The following is a 16,383-nucleotide window of genomic DNA, read 5'->3' as shown; positions in this document are numbered from 1 at the left end:
CCGAGTTCGCGTGTGAAGATCGGTGGATGACCCAGCGTTCGAGCCCTCCATTTCGCGCGGACCATGTCGGCAGCCTGCTGCGGCCTCCCACGCTGCACGAGGCTAGGGAACGAGCCGCGGAAGGGGTGATCAGCAAGGAAGAACTGCGTGCGGTGGAAGACGAGGCCATCCGCGGCGTCGTCGACCTTCAGCGCAAGGTCGGCCTCCAGTCGGCAACGGACGGTGAATTCCGCAGAGCCTCGTGGCACATGGACTTCATCTATCAGCTCGAAGGCGTTTCGAAGAGCGACGAACGGCTGCACGTCAAGTTCCACAACGCGGCCGGTGACCTGGAGTTCAGCCCTCCAGGGCTACAGGTCGACGGCAAGGTCGGGCTCGGTGCGCCGATTTTCGCCGAGCACTTCGCCTACCTGAAGTCCATTGTGGATCCAGGGGTCACGCCGAAATTGACCATCCCCTCGCCGAGCATGGTGTACTACCGGGGCGGGAGGTCGGCCGTCGCCGAAACGGTGTACCCCGATCTGGAGGACTTCTTCGCCGACCTCGGTGCCGCGTATGCCGAGGAGGTCAAGGCGATCGGCGAACTCGGCTGCACGTATCTACAGCTGGACGACACGAGCCTCGCCTACCTCAACGACCCCGCGCAGCGCGAGCTCGTCGCGAGGATGGGTTTCGATCCCGAGAAGCTGCACCTGCGCAACATCAAGACGATGAACGCGGCCATCGCGGCGAAGCCGGAAGGCATGGCCATCACGACTCATCTGTGCAGGGGCAACTTCCGGTCGTCGTGGGCGGCTGAGGGAAGCTACGACTTCGTCGCGGAAGCCCTTTTCAACGAGTTGAATGTGGACGGTTACTTCCTCGAATTCGACGACGAGCGCTCTGGTGGTTTCGAACCGCTGCGTTACGTGCCGAAGGGCAAGTACGTGGTACTCGGTCTCGTGACGACAAAGCGGGGCGAGCTGGAATCGGTCGATTCGCTCGAACGCCGCATCGAGCAGGCCGCGAAGTACGTCGACATCGACCAGCTTTGTCTCTCTCCGCAGTGTGGTTTCTCCTCGACGGAGGAAGGCAACGACATCACCGAAGAGCAGGAGATCCGCAAGCTGGAACGCATCGTGGAGACGGCCGCGAGGGTGTGGGGCTGACCGGTGGACGGCGGGAGCGCGCCAACGGTGCTCGCCGCCGTCCACTTTGGATTCAGACGAGGTCGGCGAAGTTCTCCACCCGGTCGCGTTCTCCGGCGACGATGAGGATGTCGTCGGCGTTGACCACGGTTTCCGGTGTGGCGTAGGTGAAACCGGTGCCAGGTCGTTTGATGCCGACAACCGTGACCCCGTACTTCGCGCGCACCTTCGTCTCGCCGAGCGGCCTGCCGATCGCCTCCGCCGGTGCGAGCGTCTTCACGAGCGCGTAGTCGTCCTCGAACTCGATGTAGTCCAGCATCCGCCCCGTCACGAGGTGCGCGACTCGTTCGCCCATGTCGTGTTCGGGCAGCACGACGTGGTGTGCGCCGACGCGTTCGAGGATCCGGCCGTGTTGCCTGCTGATCGCTTTCGCCCAGATGGAGGGAATCGCGAAGTCGGAAAGTACCGACGTGGTGAGGATGCTCGCCTCGATGTCGTTGCCGATTCCGACGACGGCCCGCTGGAACTCGGGAACCCCGAGCTGGGTCAACGCTTCCACGTCGGTGGTGTCCGCGATGGCGGTGTGCGTCAGCTCGTCGGCCAGCTTCTGCACCAGCCTCGGGTTGTTGTCGATGCCGAGCACTTCGCTTCCGCCGCGAACCAGTTCGATGGCGAGCGAGCTGCCGAACCGGCCGAGGCCGATGACGACGACCCGGTGACTTTGCCTGCGATTAGCCAACGATCGGCCTCTCTTCCGGTAGTTCGTATCGTCGGGAACGTTCGCGGAGCGCGAGCGCCGAAGCCAGGGTGATCGGCCCGACCCTGCCGAGGAACATCAGCATGATCAGCACGAGATGGCCCCATGAGCCCGTCTCGGTGGTCACCCCTGTCGTCATACCGACCGTCGAGAACGCGGAGATGGTCTCGAACAGCGCGGTTTCGAGCCGCAGTTTCGTCAACGTGAGCAGCAGCAGGGTTCCCGCGACGACCGCGCCGACGCTCAGCAGCGCGACGGTCAGAGCTTGCCGCTGCGTGCCGATGGGCAGCTTGCGGCCCATCACGTGTACCGAGGGCTCGCCGCGAACCTCGGCGTAGATCACGAAGGCGAGCAGTGCGAACGTGGTCACCTTGATGCCGCCCGCCGTACTCGCGCTGCCGCCGCCGATGAACATCAGGATGTTGGTGACCAGCAGCGTTCCCGACTCCATCTCGCCGATGTCGACGCTGTTGAACCCCGCTGTCCTCGGCATGACCCCCGCGAAGAAGCCCGCGACGAGCCTGCCCCCAGCGCCGAAGCCGCCCAGCGTCTCGGGGTTGTTCCACTCGGCGAGGGTGATGACTCCGACGCCGATCACCAGCAGTACCGCCGAGGTCACCAGCGTGATCTTCGTGTGAAGCGACCATCGCCGGTTACCGCGCCGGTTGCGCCAGATCTCGACCCACACGGGGAAACCGAGCCCGCCGGCGAGTACGGCGATCGCGATCGGCACGCAGATCCAGCCGTCCGTCGCGAACCCCATGAGGTTGTCCGGGTAGAGCGCGAAACCCGCGTTGTTGAACGCCGTGACCGAATGGAAGACGCCGTGGTAGAGCGCGGTCAGCCACTCGTAGCCGTATCCGGTGCGGAACCTGACGACCAGGAAGCCCGCGACCAGCACTTCGAAGGCCAGCGTGACGAGCAGGACGCCGCGAATGACCCTTCGGACGTCGCCGAGATCGAGGGTCTTGGTCTCGGTTTGCGCGGTGATCTGGAGCTTCAGCCCGAGCTTGCGGGACACGAGAAGGCCGAGCAGCGAGGCGATGGTCATGATGCCGAGCCCGCCGATCTGGACGAGCGCGAGGATGACGATCTCGCCGAACGCCGACCAGTGCGTCGGCGTGTCCACGACGACGAGGCCGGTGACGCACACCGCCGACGTGGCGGTGAACAGCGCCGAAACGAAGTCGGCCCGCTCACCCGATGTGGTGGCGATCGGCAGCATGAGCAGCGTCGTGCCGATCGCGATGACGCCGAGGAAGGCGAGCACGACTATCCGGGCGGGCCGACGCCAGTCCGGCAGGAACCTGCGCAGGGCGAGGCGCGCAAGCAGCGCCACAGCAGTGCTCCATTCGTCGGATCGCCTTCGGCCTCAAGCTAGCCAATCCCGGCAAGCCCCGCACCCGCATTGGACTGGTGGGACGGCGCTTGCGTTGGGGGTTCGCGGCCATGTTGGGTGTCGGAGTGCGGCACAATTCGAAGGTCTCACCGACAGTGGTCGGCCGAGTGCTCGCTGTGCTCGACGCCTTCAGTTCCGATCATCCCGTGCTGACGCTCTCCGAATTGAGCAGGAGATCCGGGCTCCCGTTGTCGACGACGCACCGGCTGGTCAAAGAGCTGACCGCGAAGGGCGCGCTCGAACGCGACGCGGCGGGCGCGTACCGCGTCGGCCTGTGGTTGTGGGAGGTGGCCTCGCTCGCGCCGCACGGAGCCGGTCTTCGGGAAAGCGCGTTGCCGTTCCTCGAAGACCTCTACGAGGCGACTCATCAGAACGTGCAGTTGGCCGTGCTCGACTCCGGCGAGGTCGTGTACGTCGAGCGGATCTCAGGGCGCGGTTCCATCCGGATCCAGTCACGCGTAGGTGGGAGGCTACCGGTGCACGCCACCGGGGTCGGCCTGGTGTTGCTGGCCTTCGCGCCGGTGCAGGTGCAGGAACGCGCGCTGGCCGCGCCGCTCAAGCGGTACTCGGCGAAGACGATCTCCTCGTCGGGGCAGCTCCGCAGGGTGCTCGCCGACGTGCGAAGGGACGGCGTCGCGATCAGCGACGGTCAGATCGAACTTGAGGCGCTTTCGGTCGCCGCGCCCGTTCACGGCAAGGACGATTCGGTCGTCGCCGCGATCTCCATCGTGGTCCCAGGGGGAGGTGCCGACGCTCGCGCGCTCGTGCCCGCGGTGAAGGCCGCCGCGAGGGGGATATCGAGGGTGCTGGGTGCGCCGAGCGCTCTGCACGCGCCGAACGAGGCACGAAGGGAAACTCTCTGAAAGCCTTCCACTCACCAGAAGGCACGGTGGCCTACCGGGGCGTCGACGGCGCAGGCTTGTGTCCGCACCGCGGACATCAGCGTTGACACAGCGGAGGAATCGGTGACCGAAACGCAGGTTGGCATCATCGGCGCGGGCCCTGCCGGGCTCCTGCTCTCTTACCTGCTGCATCGTGAGGGCATCGACGCCGTCGTGCTCGAAACCCGCAGCAGGGAGTACGTCGAGAAGCGGGTGAGGGCGGGGGTGTGCGAGCAGCCGACGGTCGAATTGCTGACCGAGATCGGCGTCGGCGACCGGCTGGCCGAGGAAGGTATGCCGCACCACGGGCTCTCACTGCGGTTCGACGGCGAGGATCACCGCATCGCGCTGACCGAGCTGACCGGCCGCAGCATCACCGTCTACGGGCAGCAGGAGATCGTCAAGGACCTCATCGCCGCGCACGTCGAGAAGGGGCTTCCTCTCGAATTCGAGGTGTCCGATGTGGAGCTGCGCGACGTGGACACCGACCCGCGCGTCAGCTACACCGACGCGAACGGCAACGCGAGGCAGCTCCGCTGTGCCGTCATCGCCGGTTGCGATGGCTTCCACGGCGTGAGCAGACCGGCGATCCCCGCACAGCATGTGCGCCGGTTCGACCACGAATACCCGTTCGCGTGGCTCGGCGTGCTCGCGAGGACCCCGCCTTCGCACGAGGAACTGATCTACACCCACCACGAACGTGGGTTCGCGCTGCACAGCATGCGGTCGCCGGAGATCACCCGGCTCTATCTCCAGGTGCCGCCCACCGAACACATCGAGCAGTGGTCCGACGACCGGATCTGGAGCGAACTCGAACAGCGCCTCGTCACCAAAACGGGCTTCGACCTCAAGGAAGGCCCGGTACTGGAAAAGAGCATCACCCCGATGCGCAGCTTCGTCGTCGAGCCGATGCAGTACGGCAAGCTGTTCCTCGCCGGCGACGCCGCGCACATCGTGCCGCCGACGGGGGCCAAGGGGATGAACCTCGCCGTCGCCGATGTGCGCAACCTCGCGAGGGCCTTCGTCGCGTTGCTCCGCGAAGGGAACCCCGAGCAGGCGGCTTCCTATTCGGACCGCTGCCTGCGCAGGGTGTGGCGTGCCGAGCACTTCTCCTGGTACATGACCTCGATGCTGCACCGCGACCCTGGCGCCGACGAGTTCCAGCACCGGCTCCAGCTCTCGCAGCTCAGGTACACGGCAACGTCGAAGGCGGCGGCGACGAGCCTCGCCGAGAACTACGTCGGCCTGCCCTTCGACTGACGCCCGATCAGGCGGGTCGCTCGGCGCGTGCTTCCGTCGCCCACTCGGTGTGGAAGCTGCCCTCGCGGTCGACGCGCTGATAGGTGTGCGCGCCGAAGTAGTCGCGTTGCCCCTGGATCAGGGCGGCGGGCAGGCGTTGTGCCCTCAGCTCGTCGTAGTAGGCGAGCGCGGTGGAGAAGCCGGGCGTCGGGATGCCGAGCCTGACCGCGGTCGAGACCACCGAGCGCCACGCGTCCTGCGCTTCCTCGACGGCCTTGCGGAAGTCGCCGCTGGTGAGCAGCGTCGGCAACGTGGGCTCGGCCTCGAAGGCCACCCTGATGTCGTCGAGGAACGTGGCGCGGATGATGCAACCGCCCCGCCAGATCGAGGCGACCGCGCCGAGGTCGATGTTCCAGTCGTATTCCGCGCTCGCCGCCTGGATCTGGTTGAAGCCCTGCGCGTAGGCGACGACCTTCGACGCGTAGAGCGCCTGCTCGACATCGTCGGCGAAGCGCTCGGCCTCGGCTCCGGCGAGCGGAGTCCGCGAAGGACCGGAAAGGCCGCGAGCCGAGGCGCGCAGCTCGGTGTGCCCCGACAGCGACCTCGCGAACGTGGCTTCCGCGATGCCGGTGATCGGGATGCCGAGGTCAAGTCCGATTTGGACCGTCCAGCGGCCGGTGCCCTTCTGCTCGGCCCTGTCGGCGACGACGTCGACGAACGGCTTGCCCGTCGCGGCGTCGACGTGACCGAGCACCTCGGCGGTGATCTCGATGAGGTAGGAGTCGAGCCGCCCGGTGTTCCAGGTGCGGAACACCTCGGCGATCCGCGCCGGTTCGAATCCTGCCGCGCCGCGCAGCAGGTCGAACGACTCGGCGATGAGCTGCATGTCCGAGTACTCGATGCCGTTGTGCACCATCTTGACGAAGTGGCCCGCGCCGTCCGGCCCGATGTGCGCGCAACACGGCGTGCCGTCGACCTTGGCCGAGATGTCCTCGAACAGCGGGCCCAGCGACTCGTAGGACTCGGCGGAGCCGCCAGGCATGATGCTCGGGCCGTGCAGGGCGCCTTCCTCGCCGCCGGACACCCCGGCGCCGACGAAGTGCAGCCCGCGTTCCCGCAGTGCGGCTTCCCTCCTGCGGGTGTCGGCGAAGTGCGCGTTGCCAGCGTCCACGATCACGTCGCCCTTTTCGAGCAGCGGGGCGAACTCTTCGATGACCGCGTCGGTCGGCGCACCCGCCTTGACCATGATGACCACTTGCCTCGGCCGGTCGAGCGCCGCGACGAAGTCCTTCGCCGAGTAGGCGGGGACGAAGTCGCCCTCCGAGCCGAACTCCTCGACGAGGTCTCTTGTCCGCTGGTCCGAACGGTTGTGGAGTGCGACCGTGTGCCCGTGCCTGGCAAGATTGCGCGCCAGGTTGCGGCCCATCACCGCGAGGCCGGTGACACCGATGCTTGCCTTCTTGGTCATGTCCAGCACACTACGCTGGGGGACGCGGTTTCGACTCGAAGTGGGAAACGGTAACGTCAACTCGCCATGGCCAGCACAGTTACGTCTCGTCGCAAGCAACTCGGCAACGAGTTGCGGCATGCGCGTATTTCGGCTGGGCTCACCCAGACGCAGGTCGCCGAAATTCTCGGCTGCACGCAGGGCAAGGTCAACAAGATCGAGTCGGGGGCAGTCGGCGTCAAACTCGGTGACGTGCGGGCCATGCTCGACACCTTCTCCATCGGGGGCGAGGAAGCCGACACCCTGCTGAACCTCGCGAGGGCGGCGGCAGGACAGCGCGGCGCGTGGTCGGGTTACCGATCCGTTGTCCCCCACTGGTTCCGTACCTTCACCGATCTCGAACCCGCCGCGGCGGAGATCATGACCTGGCACGGTGAGCGGATTCCCGGTCCACTGCAATCGGAGCACTACATGCTCAAGCAGTTCACCGAGTTCGGCGCCACCGACATCACCTCGCTCGTGCGCAACCGGCTCGACCGCAAGGCGGTCTTCGACCAGCAGCAGCCGCCCTACTACCGGTTCATCATCAGCGAGTCGGCCTTGCGGAGGGCGCCGGGAGGTGCCGCTCCAGCCGTGATGCTCGACCAGTTGGAGCACATGCTCGAACTGGAGCGCAGGCCAAGGGTCTACATCCATGTGTTGCCGTTCAACGCGAAGCTGGCTTCGGTGCCCAACGACTTCACCATCATGCGGTTTCCGGACCGCACGAGGGATTTCGTCTACATCGAGCACACGGCCGGTGGTGTGTACCTCGACGACATCAAGGATTTCCAGCTCTTCGTCGATTCGTGGGACCGGCTGCGTGGGGCGGCACTCGAACGGCAGGAGACCCGGCAGTTCTTCAAGGAGCTCGCCGAGACGTACCGGGCACAGCTCAACACCTGAGTACGCAGGGAAGAGGGCCGGCGACACCTCTGCCGCGAAGCCCGCGCCGGAGTGGGATCTTCCCGAGGCTAGGCGCGGCAGAGGTGTCGCAAAGCGAAGTGGTCCTCGACCAGCACGAGCGGCTGGGACTGACCGTTCGACAGAAGTTCGCGTCCTTCGTCGTTTCTGCGGGAGAGTCTGACGAATCCGAAGCGACGTCGCCGGGGGCGGCGTTCCTGCTCTGGCCTGTCGACGGCGCCTTCTTCGCGCACCGGTTCGACTCCCAGACGTACCGCCATCACCGCTCCATCCCGGGTTGCTGTTGCGGATCTCTCACCCGAACGAACCCGCTACCTGTTTCCAGATCGCCCCGCCGATAGGAATAATCCTAGTCGCAGATTAATCACGCTGTCGAGTCGACCGCTCGAATGTCGCACGGATGGCGGCATCGGCAGGTCGGGACGACGATTGGGGCGTAAAGGTTCGTGTGAGGTCCTCGCACGGGTGGTTACGTCCGCCGACCCCGCACGGAGGTTATGGCCATGGCCGATTATGCCGCGGAAGCGGATTACGACCCGGCAACGGCGGTGCGCGCCTTCGACCCTGCCAACTGGCAGAAGTCGTTCGCGAGCGAGCCGAACGGTGGCAACTGCGTCGAGGTCAACTTAGCCGCGGACAAGGTCGGGGTGCGGGACACCAAGCTGGTGGACAGCCCGGTTTTCGTGTTCGACCCCGCCGAGTGGTCCGCGTTCCTGATCGCCGTCAAGGCAGGTCAGTTCGACCTTCCCGGCTGAGCCGTCGAGGTGGCGGCGCTCGCTTCGGCATAGCGCCGCCACCAGCTCAGCCGGAGCCGGATTCCGTTCACCGACCGGGTTGTTCCCGGTCGCCACCCATGCCAGGAGGCAAGCCCTGCCGCTCAGCCGAATCGATGCTCCGCGCGGTCGCCTTCTCGCCGGTCACCGTCGCGGTGACGAGTACGGTCGCGCCCTGTTCCGGCTCGACGGCCCGCTCCGTCGTCGCGACGACGACATATGACTGTTCGTAGCCGTCTTCGCTCCGCACCGTGATCGAGGAGTCGCTGACCCCCACGACCTCGCCTCGCTGGATGCGCACGGTCTCGAACCCGTTCTCACCCTCGACCACGAAGTCGCCGTGCAGCGCCTCGGCTGTCACGAGCGACTGCTCCACTCCGGGGAACTGCCCCGCCTCCCTGCCAGGGTCCTCGCTCGTTTCCGCGTAGACCACGACGCCGCCCACCGCGGCGATGCCGACCGCGACGAGTACGGCCGTCGCCGTCCTTCGGACCGTCCATCGCGGACCTTCGCTCGGTGGCTGAGGGTCTCCCCAGGCCGGTTCAGAGCTGCCTGCTGGTTCTTCGGTAGCTGTGTTCACGACGGTGAGCGTGCTTGCCGTCGTTGTGTCCTCGCTGTGTCGTTCCTGAGAGTCGGCTGTGCCGGAAAGAGTTCACAGCGAACGCACAGGCTGGGCATAGCCTCGGCACACCCGTCCGCGCGAGGCTGGGCGGATGACCAGCATGAACGCCCAGCCGAGGCGAGGCAGGAAGGACGGTTCACCCTTGCGGGTGCTCGTCGTCGACGACGAGGCCAGCCTCGCCGAACTGCTCTCCATGGCACTGCGGATGGAGGGGTGGGAGATCCGCACGGCCGCCGACGGCAGGTCGGCGGTCAACCTCGCTCGCGAGTTCAAGCCGGACGTCGTCGTGCTCGACGTGATGCTGCCCGACTTCGACGGCCTTGAGGTGCTGCGCAGGTTGCGCGCGGACAAGCCCGAACTGCCCGTGCTGTTGCTGACCGCGAAGGACGCCGTCGAGGACAGGATCGCGGGCCTCACCGCTGGAGGGGACGACTACGTCACCAAGCCGTTCAGTCTCGAAGAGCTGGCGCTGAGGGTGAGAGCGCTGCTGAGGAGAGCGAGGGTCGTCGCGGACACGACGGAATCGACGCTCGTCGTCGGTGATCTGACGCTCGACGAGGACAGCAGGGAGGTGCACAGGGGTGGTGTGCCCGTCGTGCTGACCGCGACCGAGTTCGAGCTGCTGCGCTACCTCATGCGCAACCCGAAAAGGGTGCTTTCCAAGGCACGGATCCTCGACAGGGTGTGGAGTTACGACTTCGGCGGCCAGGCCAACATCGTCGAGCTGTACATCTCCTATCTGCGGAAGAAGATCGACGCCGACCGCAAGCCCATGATCCACACCATGCGCGGCGCGGGTTATGTGCTCAAGCCCGCGAGCTGACCGGAGGGGCCAGTCGCTGCGGGCCACCCTGCTGGTCAGGCTCGTCGCGCTCTTCGCGGCGGTGTGCCTGCTCATCGGTGTCGTCACCGAGGTGGCGCTGCGGGCCTTCCTCGTCGACAAACTCGACGAGCAGCTGGTCGCCGCGAGTGGAAGGGCACACGGAAACCCCGGCCCGCCGAAGGATCCGCCGCCACAGCAGTACTCGTTGCGCGATCCCATCGAGATGCCGGGGCTCGGGGTCGGCACGTTCATCGCCGTGCTCGACGGCACCGACATCGTGTCGGCCGAACGGCTCGCCGGTCCCGACGCGGCCCGTCAGGAACTGCCGGAAAGTCAGTACCAGGTGCTCCGCGACCTGCCATCGGACGGCAAGCCGTACTCGCGGACGCTCGGAGACTTCGGGGACTACCGGATGGCGGCGGTCCGCACCGAGGCGGGCACGGTGATCGTCACCGGCCTCCCGCTCTCCGAAGTGGACGACACGCTGTGGAGCGCTGGACTCATCCTCGGCGGTGTCGCGCTCGGCGGAATCGTGGTCACCGGGTTGATCGGGGCCGTGACGATCCGCAGGACCCTGCGCCCGCTCGACCGGCTGGCCGCCACCGCGAGCAGGGTGACCGAGTTGCCTCTCGACAAGGGCGAGGTCGCGCTTTCGGTGAGGGTGCCTGGCCGTGACACCGACACCCGCACCGAGGTCGGCAAGGTCGGGATGGCCCTCAACAGGATGCTCGGGCACGTCGCGTCCGCGCTCGACGCGAGGCAGCGGAGCGAGAGCAGGGTGCGCCGGTTCGTCGCCGACGCCAGCCATGAACTGCGTACCCCGCTCGCCGCGATCAGGGGCTACGCCGAGCTGGTCGCGAGGCACGGCGACACCGTTCCCCGCGACATCAGGTTCGCCATGGGCAGGGTCGAGTCCGAGTCGCGAAGGATGACCAATCTTGTCGAGGAGCTGCTGCTGCTCGCCAGGCTCGACGCGGGAAGACCGCTGGCCAGCGAGCAGGTCGACCTTTCGAGGCTCGTCGCCGACGCGGTGGCCGACGCGCACGTGGCAGGCCCCGAGCACACGTGGGTGCTCGATGCTCCCGCCGAACCGGTGACGATCTCCGGTGACGCGGAGCAGCTGCAACAGGTGGTGCTCAACCTGCTGGGCAACGCGCGGTCGCACACCCCTGACGGCACGACCGTGGTGATCGAGCTGGCTTCCGAGCCCGAACACGTTGTGCTGAAAGTGCGCGACGACGGGCCCGGCATACCTGCCGAACTGTTGCCGGAGGTGTTCGAGCGGTTCGCGAGAGGGGACAGCTCGCGATCGAGGACGGCTGGAGGCACCGGACTCGGCCTCGCCATCGTGGCCGCCGTCGTCGCGGCACACCACGGAACGGTGAGGGTCGAGAGCACCGAGGAGACCACCGAATTCGCCGTCGGCCTGCCCTCCTGGCCACCCGCCGACGGCGTCGCATAGACTTGGCCACGGACCCCCGCGGCGTCCACCCTGCGAACCTCCCCAGGGCCGGAAGGCAGCAAGGATAAGCAGGCTCTGACGGGTGCGGGGGTCCCCTTTTTTGTCAAGGACACGTCCGGCAAGGGAAGCGTCGGTGGCGGCCGGTACCCTCGCGTCGTGGCTCTCGCGCTGTACCGCAAGTACCGGCCGGCGACCTTCGCCGAGGTCGTCGGACAGGAGCACGTCACCGAACCGCTGCGCACCGCTTTGTCGGCGGGCCGCATCAACCACGCCTACCTGTTCTCGGGGCCGAGGGGCTGCGGCAAGACGTCGAGCGCGCGCATCATGGCGCGTTCGCTCAACTGTGTCGAGGGACCGACTCCCGATCCATGCGGGGTCTGCGGACCGTGCAAGGCACTCGCGCCGGAGGGGCCAGGCAGCGTCGACGTCACCGAACTCGACGCGGCAAGCCACGGTGGTGTCGACGATGCTCGTGAGCTGCGCGATCGAGCCTTCTACGCGCCCGCCGAATCCCGGTACCGCGTTTTCATCATCGACGAGGCGCACATGGTCACGACGCAGGGCTTCAACGCCCTGCTCAAGATCGTCGAAGAGCCGCCGGAACACCTGATCTTCATCTTCGCGACGACCGAGCCCGACAAGGTGCTCACGACGATCCGGTCGCGGACCCATCACTACCCGTTCCGGCTGATCCCGCCCAGCGCGATGCGGGAACTGCTCGAACGCAACGTGGCCGCCGAGGGCGTCGAGGTCGAGCCTGCCGTTTTCCCTCTGGTCATCAGGGCGGGTGGCGGGTCGGCGCGCGACACCCAATCGGTGCTCGACCAGTTGCTTGCCGGTGCGGGCGAACAAGGGGTCACCTACGACAGGGCCGTCTCCCTGCTGGGGGTCACCGACTCCGCGCTCATCGACGCGATGGTCGACGCGCTTGCCACCGACGATTCGAAGAACGTCTACGGCACCGTCGACCACCTCGCCGAGGCCGGTCACGATCCGCGCAGATTCGCGAGTGACCTGCTCGACCGGTTGCGCGATCTCATCCTGCTGCGCTCCGTGCCCGACGCCGCGACCACCGGGATGGTTTCGGCTCCGGAGGAGCAGCTCGGCCGCATGGTCGCGCAGGCCGAACGGATCAAGCCCGGCACGCTCAGCCGCTACGCCGAGATCATCCACAACGGCTTGCTCGAAATGCGCGGCGCCACCGCGCCGAGGTTGCTGCTCGAACTGCTCTGTGCCCGCATGCTGCTGCCCGAGGTCTCCGACGACGAGGCAGGAATGCTGCAACGGCTCGAACGGCTCGAACGGAGAGTCACCGCGGGGGTCCAGCCCACGGCGGGTGACCAGGCTGCCGCCGCTCCGCCGGTGCAGTCGGCTCCTACGGCTCCGGCAGCGCAGTCGGCTCCGGCGGGTTCTGCGACTCCGGCGGGGCAGCGGTTCCAGCGACCTTCGCAGCGAGCCGGCGAGCCCGCTCCGGCGCGGCAACCCGAGCAGTCCCCCGCGCCGGAGCCTGTGGAGCAGGCCGCTTCGGAGCAGGCGCCCGCCGAGCGGAAGGCGCCCGCCGCTGCCCCACCGCGGGTGGAGCAAGCACCACCCGCGCGGGCGGAGGAGCAGGCGGCAGCGCCGGGCCAGATCGATGCGGCGGCGCTGCGGCAGTACTGGCCGCAGTTGCTCGCCGAGGTGCGCAAGCTGAGCCGCAGTACCGAAGCCATGCTGACCAACGCGACCGTGCACAGCGTCGAGGGTTCGACCGTCGTGCTCACGCACACCGCCGAGCCACTGGCGCGCAGGCTCGCCGAACCGCGCAACGCGGACTGCATCGCCACGGCGCTCGGAAACGTCGTTTCGGGCACCTGGTCCGTGCGGTGTGTGCACGCGGGAGCCGTCGGCGCGCAGGAGGCGCCTCGGGCAAGGCAGCAGCAACGACCTTCCGGTCCGGCGGCTTCGCCGCAGGCTGAGCGGACGTACCAGCGGCCATCGGCCGGTGAGCAACCGCGTAAGCCCGTCGTGGCCACGACGGAGCCGGACATCCCGCTGCCTCCGGAACCGGAAGACGAAGAGCACTACGCCGACGCCACTGATGGGGTCTCGTCTGCCGCGCCGTCGGCGGCGCATGGGGCGGGCCCGGATTCTGGAACGGGCCCTGCGTCGGAAGGTTCGGCGTCGCGGGAGCCCGCCGAGCCCGCCGACCCCGAAGAGGCCGCCCACAAGCTGCTTTCCGACCACCTCGGCGCCCGCCCGATCAACGAACGCTGACCCACCCCCGGCGTGTCGTGCGCGAGTCCCACACTCACGTCGCCGAGATCCGCGCTCAGGTCGCCGAGATCCGCGCTCACGTCAACGAGTTCGACTTCCGGACCCGGGCGGCCGGTGCCGACCGCCCAACGACACCACAATCCCGCGACACCACAACCCCACTCACGACGAAGCCGCGGAGCAACCCGGCCAACGGAGCAACCCGGCTCACCGAGCTAATCGAGGTAGCCGAAAATCCCAGCGACAATGGCATCCGCATAGCGTTGCCGTCCTTCGGGCGAGGTCATCACGGCCGCGTCGGCGGCGTCCCGCATGTTGCCGCACTCCACCAGGATCGCCGGTCGCTCGGACAGGTTCAGACCGGCGAGGTCGGCTCTCCCGTCGAGACCGCCCTCCCCGATGTACCCGGCAGGTGCGAAGCCCGACGAGCTCATGGCCGCCAGCATCGCGTCGGCCAGTTCGAGGGCCGGACCTTCCTGCGCTGGGTTGAGCGGCGGGTCCGAGTAGGCGATGTGGAATCCGCGCGCCCCTTCCGCGATGTTGCCGTCCGCATGGATCGACACGACGGCGTCGGCTTCGGCCTCGTTGCCGATGGCGGCACGCTCGTCGACGCACGGGCCGACACCGGTGTCGTCGGCGCGGGTGTTCACGACCCGCAGGCCCTTCGCGTCGAGGGCGTCGCTCACCCGCCTTGCGACATCGAAGGTGAAGGCGTGTTCGGGATAACCGGATTCGGTGACCGTGCCGGTGGTGTTGCACGGCTTCGTCGCGCCCCGCCCCGCGGGCACCTGCCGGTTGACGGCGTCGGGGTCACTCGCGTTGCCTCCGTTGTGACCGGCGTCGACAACGATCACCGGCTTGATCGCCACCGAAGTGGTCGGCGGGGTGCCAGGTCCCGCGCTCGCCTCCACGACAACCGGCGTCGAACCGGGGGAACCAGTCGGCGCCGTACTTGAACAACCGGCCAGTACCACGGCCGCCACTACGACGCCAGCACGACAGCGCACGGCACACACCATGCCACGGCAGCGGCGGGCTAGGCTGGGCATGCACGCAACAGTCGACGAATCGGAAGCCAATCATGGTTCAGCCCGGTGGCGGAATGCCGGACATGCAGCAGCTCCTGCAACAGGCACAGAAGATGCAGGAACAGCTCGTCACGGCACAACAGGAACTGGCGGACGCGGAGGTCACCGGAACCTCGGGCGGTGGCCTCGTGACCGCCACGGTCAGCGGGGGGATGGAGCTCAAGGCCCTCAGCATCGACCCGAAGATCGTCGACCCCGATGACGCCGAAACGCTGGCCGATCTGGTGGTCGCCGCCGTGCGCGACGCGACGACCAACGCGCAGCGGCTGACCGAGGAGAAGCTTGGCCCGCTGGCCGGGGGCTTCGGCGGCATGCCGGATCTCGGTGGTCTCGGCGGCGGCAATCTCGGATTGCCTGGACAGTAGTTTGTACGAGGGTGTCGTTCAGGATCTGATCGATGAGCTGGGGCGGCTGCCTGGCATCGGTCCCAAGAGCGCGCAGCGCATCGCCTTCCACTTGCTGGCAGCCGATCCGGCCGACCTCTCCCGGTTGCAGGACATCCTCGGCAAGGTCAAGGAAGGCGTGCGGTTCTGCGAGGTCTGCGGCAACGTTTCCGAGGAGGAACGCTGTCGCATCTGCCGCGACGCGCGTCGTGATCCCGCGTTGATCTGCGTGGTCGAGGAGCCGAAGGACGTGCTCGCCGTCGAGCGCACGCGCGAGTTCAGAGGGCGCTACCACGTTCTCGGCGGCGCGCTCGACCCGTTGTCCGGTGTCGGGCCGGATCAGCTTCGGATCAGGGAACTGCTGGCGAGGATTGGCGCGGAGGAGGTCACCGAGGTGATCATCGCGACCGACCCGAACACCGAGGGCGAAGCCACCGCGACCTATCTGGTCCGGATGCTCAGGGACTTTCCTGGGCTCACCGTCACCAGGCTTGCCTCAGGTCTCCCGATGGGTGGCGATCTCGAATTCGCCGACGAACTCACGCTCGGCAGGGCACTTTCCGGTCGCCGCGCTCTGTGACGGCCGAGGACGCGGTGCGCGTCGCGAATGCGGTGCTCGCGGCGAAACCCGCTCTCGGCGACGTGCGGATGCTTGCCGTCGACGGGCCGTCCGGTTCGGGGAAGTCGACTTTCGCCGCGGCGGTCGTCGATTGCCTCCGCGCTGACGGCACGTCGACGGCTCTTGTCAGCACCGACGACTTCGCGACGTGGGATGCGCCCGTTTCCTGGTGGCCAAGATTGCTCGAAGGAGTACTCACCCCGTTGGCCGCTGGACGTCAAGGCAGCTATCGGGTAATGGACTGGACCTCTGGACTGCCTCGACTCGGCGAACAGGTGGGCGTCGATGTCCCGGAAGTCCTTGTGCTGGAGGGCGTTTCGGCTGGCAGGGCTTCGATTCGGTCGAGGCTGTCCTTGCTGTGCTGGGTCGAGATCGCCGATGTCGCCACCAGGCTTGACCGGGCTGTCTCCCGTGACGGTGAGTCATCCAGACCAATGCTGACGGCATGGCAACGGTTTGAACACGGTTGGTTCGAAGTTGATCAAACTCGACAATCTGCGCATACAACGTTTGGCGTAACGTCGACCGACTAAAGTTGGTAGCGGGT

At 67.2% G+C, this 16,383-nt stretch carries 17 protein-coding genes and 1 other RNA gene; 12 read left to right on the top strand and 6 right to left on the bottom strand.

The annotated features are described in order from the left end of the window. Positions 1 to 26 precede the first annotated feature (26 nt). The gene (locus BAY61_RS29715) at positions 27 to 1,148 is read left to right on the top strand and encodes a 5-methyltetrahydropteroyltriglutamate--homocysteine S-methyltransferase (RefSeq protein ID WP_091803777.1); all 1,122 of its coding nucleotides are present in this window, start codon (positions 27 to 29) and stop codon (positions 1,146 to 1,148) included. A 52-nt stretch (positions 1,149 to 1,200) separates the two neighbouring features. Here BAY61_RS29715 and BAY61_RS29710 read toward each other — a convergent pair whose 3' ends face one another. Both BAY61_RS29710 and BAY61_RS29705 read right to left on the bottom strand, forming a co-directional pair. Beyond that, positions 1,201 to 1,866, bottom strand: coding sequence for a potassium channel family protein (locus tag BAY61_RS29710; protein WP_091802683.1), 666 nt, complete (start codon positions 1,864 to 1,866; stop codon positions 1,201 to 1,203). Continuing rightward, positions 1,859 to 3,223 (bottom strand): TrkH family potassium uptake protein, encoded by a 1,365-nt coding sequence (locus tag BAY61_RS29705; RefSeq protein ID WP_420848776.1) that lies wholly within the window; start codon positions 3,221 to 3,223, stop codon positions 1,859 to 1,861. Before BAY61_RS29705 ends, BAY61_RS29710 begins: the two co-directional genes overlap by 8 nt. 110 nt (positions 3,224 to 3,333) lie before the next feature. On the opposite strand from BAY61_RS29705, the gene BAY61_RS29700 reads away from it, so the two are divergent. Together BAY61_RS29700 and BAY61_RS29695 are read left to right on the top strand one after the other, a co-directional pair. Further along, positions 3,334 to 4,146 carry an IclR family transcriptional regulator gene (locus BAY61_RS29700; protein ID WP_245865552.1) on the top strand — a complete coding sequence of 271 codons (813 nt, stop codon included), beginning with the start codon at positions 3,334 to 3,336 and terminating at the stop codon, positions 4,144 to 4,146. 102 nt (positions 4,147 to 4,248) lie between these two features. Further along, a complete protein-coding gene (locus BAY61_RS29695) occupies positions 4,249 to 5,424 on the top strand; it encodes a 4-hydroxybenzoate 3-monooxygenase (RefSeq protein ID WP_091802686.1) in 1,176 nt (391 codons plus the stop codon). 7 nt (positions 5,425 to 5,431) lie between these two features. On the opposite strand, the gene gndA is transcribed toward BAY61_RS29695, so the two are convergent. Further along, on the bottom strand, positions 5,432 to 6,871 hold the full coding sequence (gene gndA, locus BAY61_RS29690; RefSeq protein WP_091803786.1) for an NADP-dependent phosphogluconate dehydrogenase: 1,440 nt from the start codon (positions 6,869 to 6,871) through the stop codon (positions 5,432 to 5,434). Positions 6,872 to 6,937: 66 nt separating this feature from the next. Between gndA and BAY61_RS29685 the strand changes: the two genes are divergently transcribed. Continuing rightward, on the top strand, positions 6,938 to 7,795 hold the full coding sequence (locus BAY61_RS29685; RefSeq protein WP_091802689.1) for a helix-turn-helix domain-containing protein: 858 nt from the start codon (positions 6,938 to 6,940) through the stop codon (positions 7,793 to 7,795). 68 nt (positions 7,796 to 7,863) lie between these two features. Here BAY61_RS29685 and BAY61_RS29680 read toward each other — a convergent pair whose 3' ends face one another. After that, positions 7,864 to 8,073, bottom strand: a complete 210-nt coding sequence (locus tag BAY61_RS29680; RefSeq protein ID WP_091802692.1) for a hypothetical protein — start codon at positions 8,071 to 8,073, stop codon at positions 7,864 to 7,866. A 243-nt stretch (positions 8,074 to 8,316) separates the two neighbouring features. On the opposite strand from BAY61_RS29680, the gene BAY61_RS29675 reads away from it, so the two are divergent. Then, positions 8,317 to 8,568 (top strand): DUF397 domain-containing protein, encoded by a 252-nt coding sequence (locus BAY61_RS29675; protein WP_091803789.1) that lies wholly within the window; start codon positions 8,317 to 8,319, stop codon positions 8,566 to 8,568. A 67-nt stretch (positions 8,569 to 8,635) separates the two neighbouring features. Here the strand turns inward: BAY61_RS29675 and BAY61_RS29670 are convergent, their stop codons facing one another. Then, positions 8,636 to 9,166 (bottom strand): hypothetical protein, encoded by a 531-nt coding sequence (locus BAY61_RS29670; RefSeq protein WP_091802695.1) that lies wholly within the window; start codon positions 9,164 to 9,166, stop codon positions 8,636 to 8,638. Between the two features lie 133 nt (positions 9,167 to 9,299). On the opposite strand from BAY61_RS29670, the gene BAY61_RS29665 reads away from it, so the two are divergent. The 4 genes from BAY61_RS29665 to BAY61_RS29650 all read left to right on the top strand — a co-directional run bounded on the left by BAY61_RS29665 (position 9,300) and on the right by BAY61_RS29650 (position 13,746). Further along, positions 9,300 to 10,031, top strand: coding sequence for a response regulator transcription factor (locus BAY61_RS29665; protein WP_091802698.1), 732 nt, complete (start codon positions 9,300 to 9,302; stop codon positions 10,029 to 10,031). Then, complete coding sequence (locus BAY61_RS29660; protein WP_091802701.1) at positions 10,009 to 11,493, top strand: sensor histidine kinase; 1,485 nt, start codon at positions 10,009 to 10,011, stop codon at positions 11,491 to 11,493. Before BAY61_RS29665 ends, BAY61_RS29660 begins: the two co-directional genes overlap by 23 nt. A gap of 5 nt (positions 11,494 to 11,498) precedes the next feature. Beyond that, an RNA gene (ffs, locus tag BAY61_RS29655) (signal recognition particle sRNA small type) lies at positions 11,499 to 11,597 on the top strand. 52 nt (positions 11,598 to 11,649) lie between these two features. After that, the gene (locus BAY61_RS29650) at positions 11,650 to 13,746 is read left to right on the top strand and encodes a DNA polymerase III subunit gamma and tau (RefSeq protein ID WP_091802704.1); all 2,097 of its coding nucleotides are present in this window, start codon (positions 11,650 to 11,652) and stop codon (positions 13,744 to 13,746) included. Between the two features lie 215 nt (positions 13,747 to 13,961). Here BAY61_RS29650 and BAY61_RS29645 read toward each other — a convergent pair whose 3' ends face one another. Further along, positions 13,962 to 14,615: an N-acetylmuramoyl-L-alanine amidase gene (locus tag BAY61_RS29645; RefSeq protein WP_170140178.1), complete on the bottom strand. Its 654-nt coding sequence runs from the start codon at positions 14,613 to 14,615 to the stop codon at positions 13,962 to 13,964. Between the two features lie 212 nt (positions 14,616 to 14,827). On the opposite strand from BAY61_RS29645, the gene BAY61_RS29640 reads away from it, so the two are divergent. The 3 genes from BAY61_RS29640 to BAY61_RS29630 all read left to right on the top strand — a co-directional run bounded on the left by BAY61_RS29640 (position 14,828) and on the right by BAY61_RS29630 (position 16,369). Further along, entirely contained in the window at positions 14,828 to 15,199 is a 372-nt protein-coding gene (locus BAY61_RS29640) for a YbaB/EbfC family nucleoid-associated protein (RefSeq protein ID WP_091802710.1), read from the top strand. A 1-nt stretch (position 15,200) separates the two neighbouring features. Continuing rightward, on the top strand, positions 15,201 to 15,797 hold the full coding sequence (recR, locus tag BAY61_RS29635) for a recombination mediator RecR (RefSeq protein ID WP_091802713.1): 597 nt from the start codon (positions 15,201 to 15,203) through the stop codon (positions 15,795 to 15,797). A gap of 68 nt (positions 15,798 to 15,865) precedes the next feature. After that, the gene (locus BAY61_RS29630) at positions 15,866 to 16,369 is read left to right on the top strand and encodes a uridine kinase family protein (RefSeq protein ID WP_420848790.1); all 504 of its coding nucleotides are present in this window, start codon (positions 15,866 to 15,868) and stop codon (positions 16,367 to 16,369) included. Positions 16,370 to 16,383: the final 14 nt, after the last annotated feature.

The sequence above is a fragment of the Prauserella marina genome (assembly GCF_002240355.1).
Taxonomy (GTDB): Bacteria; Actinomycetota; Actinomycetes; order Mycobacteriales; family Pseudonocardiaceae; genus Prauserella_A; species Prauserella_A marina.
The sequence above is the reverse complement of the archived record's forward strand: the minus strand, read 5'-3'. Positions and strand labels throughout refer to the sequence as shown.

Excerpts from the sequence above, each read along its gene's own strand:
- BAY61_RS29675 (WP_091803789.1), top strand. The coding sequence starts at position 8,317 with ATGGCCGATTATGCCGCGGAAGCGGATTACGACCCGGCAACGGCGGTG.
- BAY61_RS29685 (WP_091802689.1), top strand. The coding sequence starts at position 6,938 with ATGGCCAGCACAGTTACGTCTCGTCGCAAGCAACTCGGCAACGAGTTG.
- BAY61_RS29660 (WP_091802701.1), top strand. The coding sequence starts at position 10,009 with ATGTGCTCAAGCCCGCGAGCTGACCGGAGGGGCCAGTCGCTGCGGGCC.
- BAY61_RS29700 (WP_245865552.1), top strand. The coding sequence starts at position 3,334 with ATGTTGGGTGTCGGAGTGCGGCACAATTCGAAGGTCTCACCGACAGTG.
- BAY61_RS29665 (WP_091802698.1), top strand. The coding sequence starts at position 9,300 with ATGACCAGCATGAACGCCCAGCCGAGGCGAGGCAGGAAGGACGGTTCA.
- BAY61_RS29715 (WP_091803777.1), top strand. The coding sequence starts at position 27 with ATGACCCAGCGTTCGAGCCCTCCATTTCGCGCGGACCATGTCGGCAGC.
- BAY61_RS29640 (WP_091802710.1), top strand. The coding sequence starts at position 14,828 with ATGGTTCAGCCCGGTGGCGGAATGCCGGACATGCAGCAGCTCCTGCAA.
- BAY61_RS29680 (WP_091802692.1), bottom strand. The coding sequence starts at position 8,073 with ATGGCGGTACGTCTGGGAGTCGAACCGGTGCGCGAAGAAGGCGCCGTC.
- gndA (WP_091803786.1), bottom strand. The coding sequence starts at position 6,871 with ATGACCAAGAAGGCAAGCATCGGTGTCACCGGCCTCGCGGTGATGGGC.
- BAY61_RS29630 (WP_420848790.1), top strand. The coding sequence starts at position 15,866 with ATGCTTGCCGTCGACGGGCCGTCCGGTTCGGGGAAGTCGACTTTCGCC.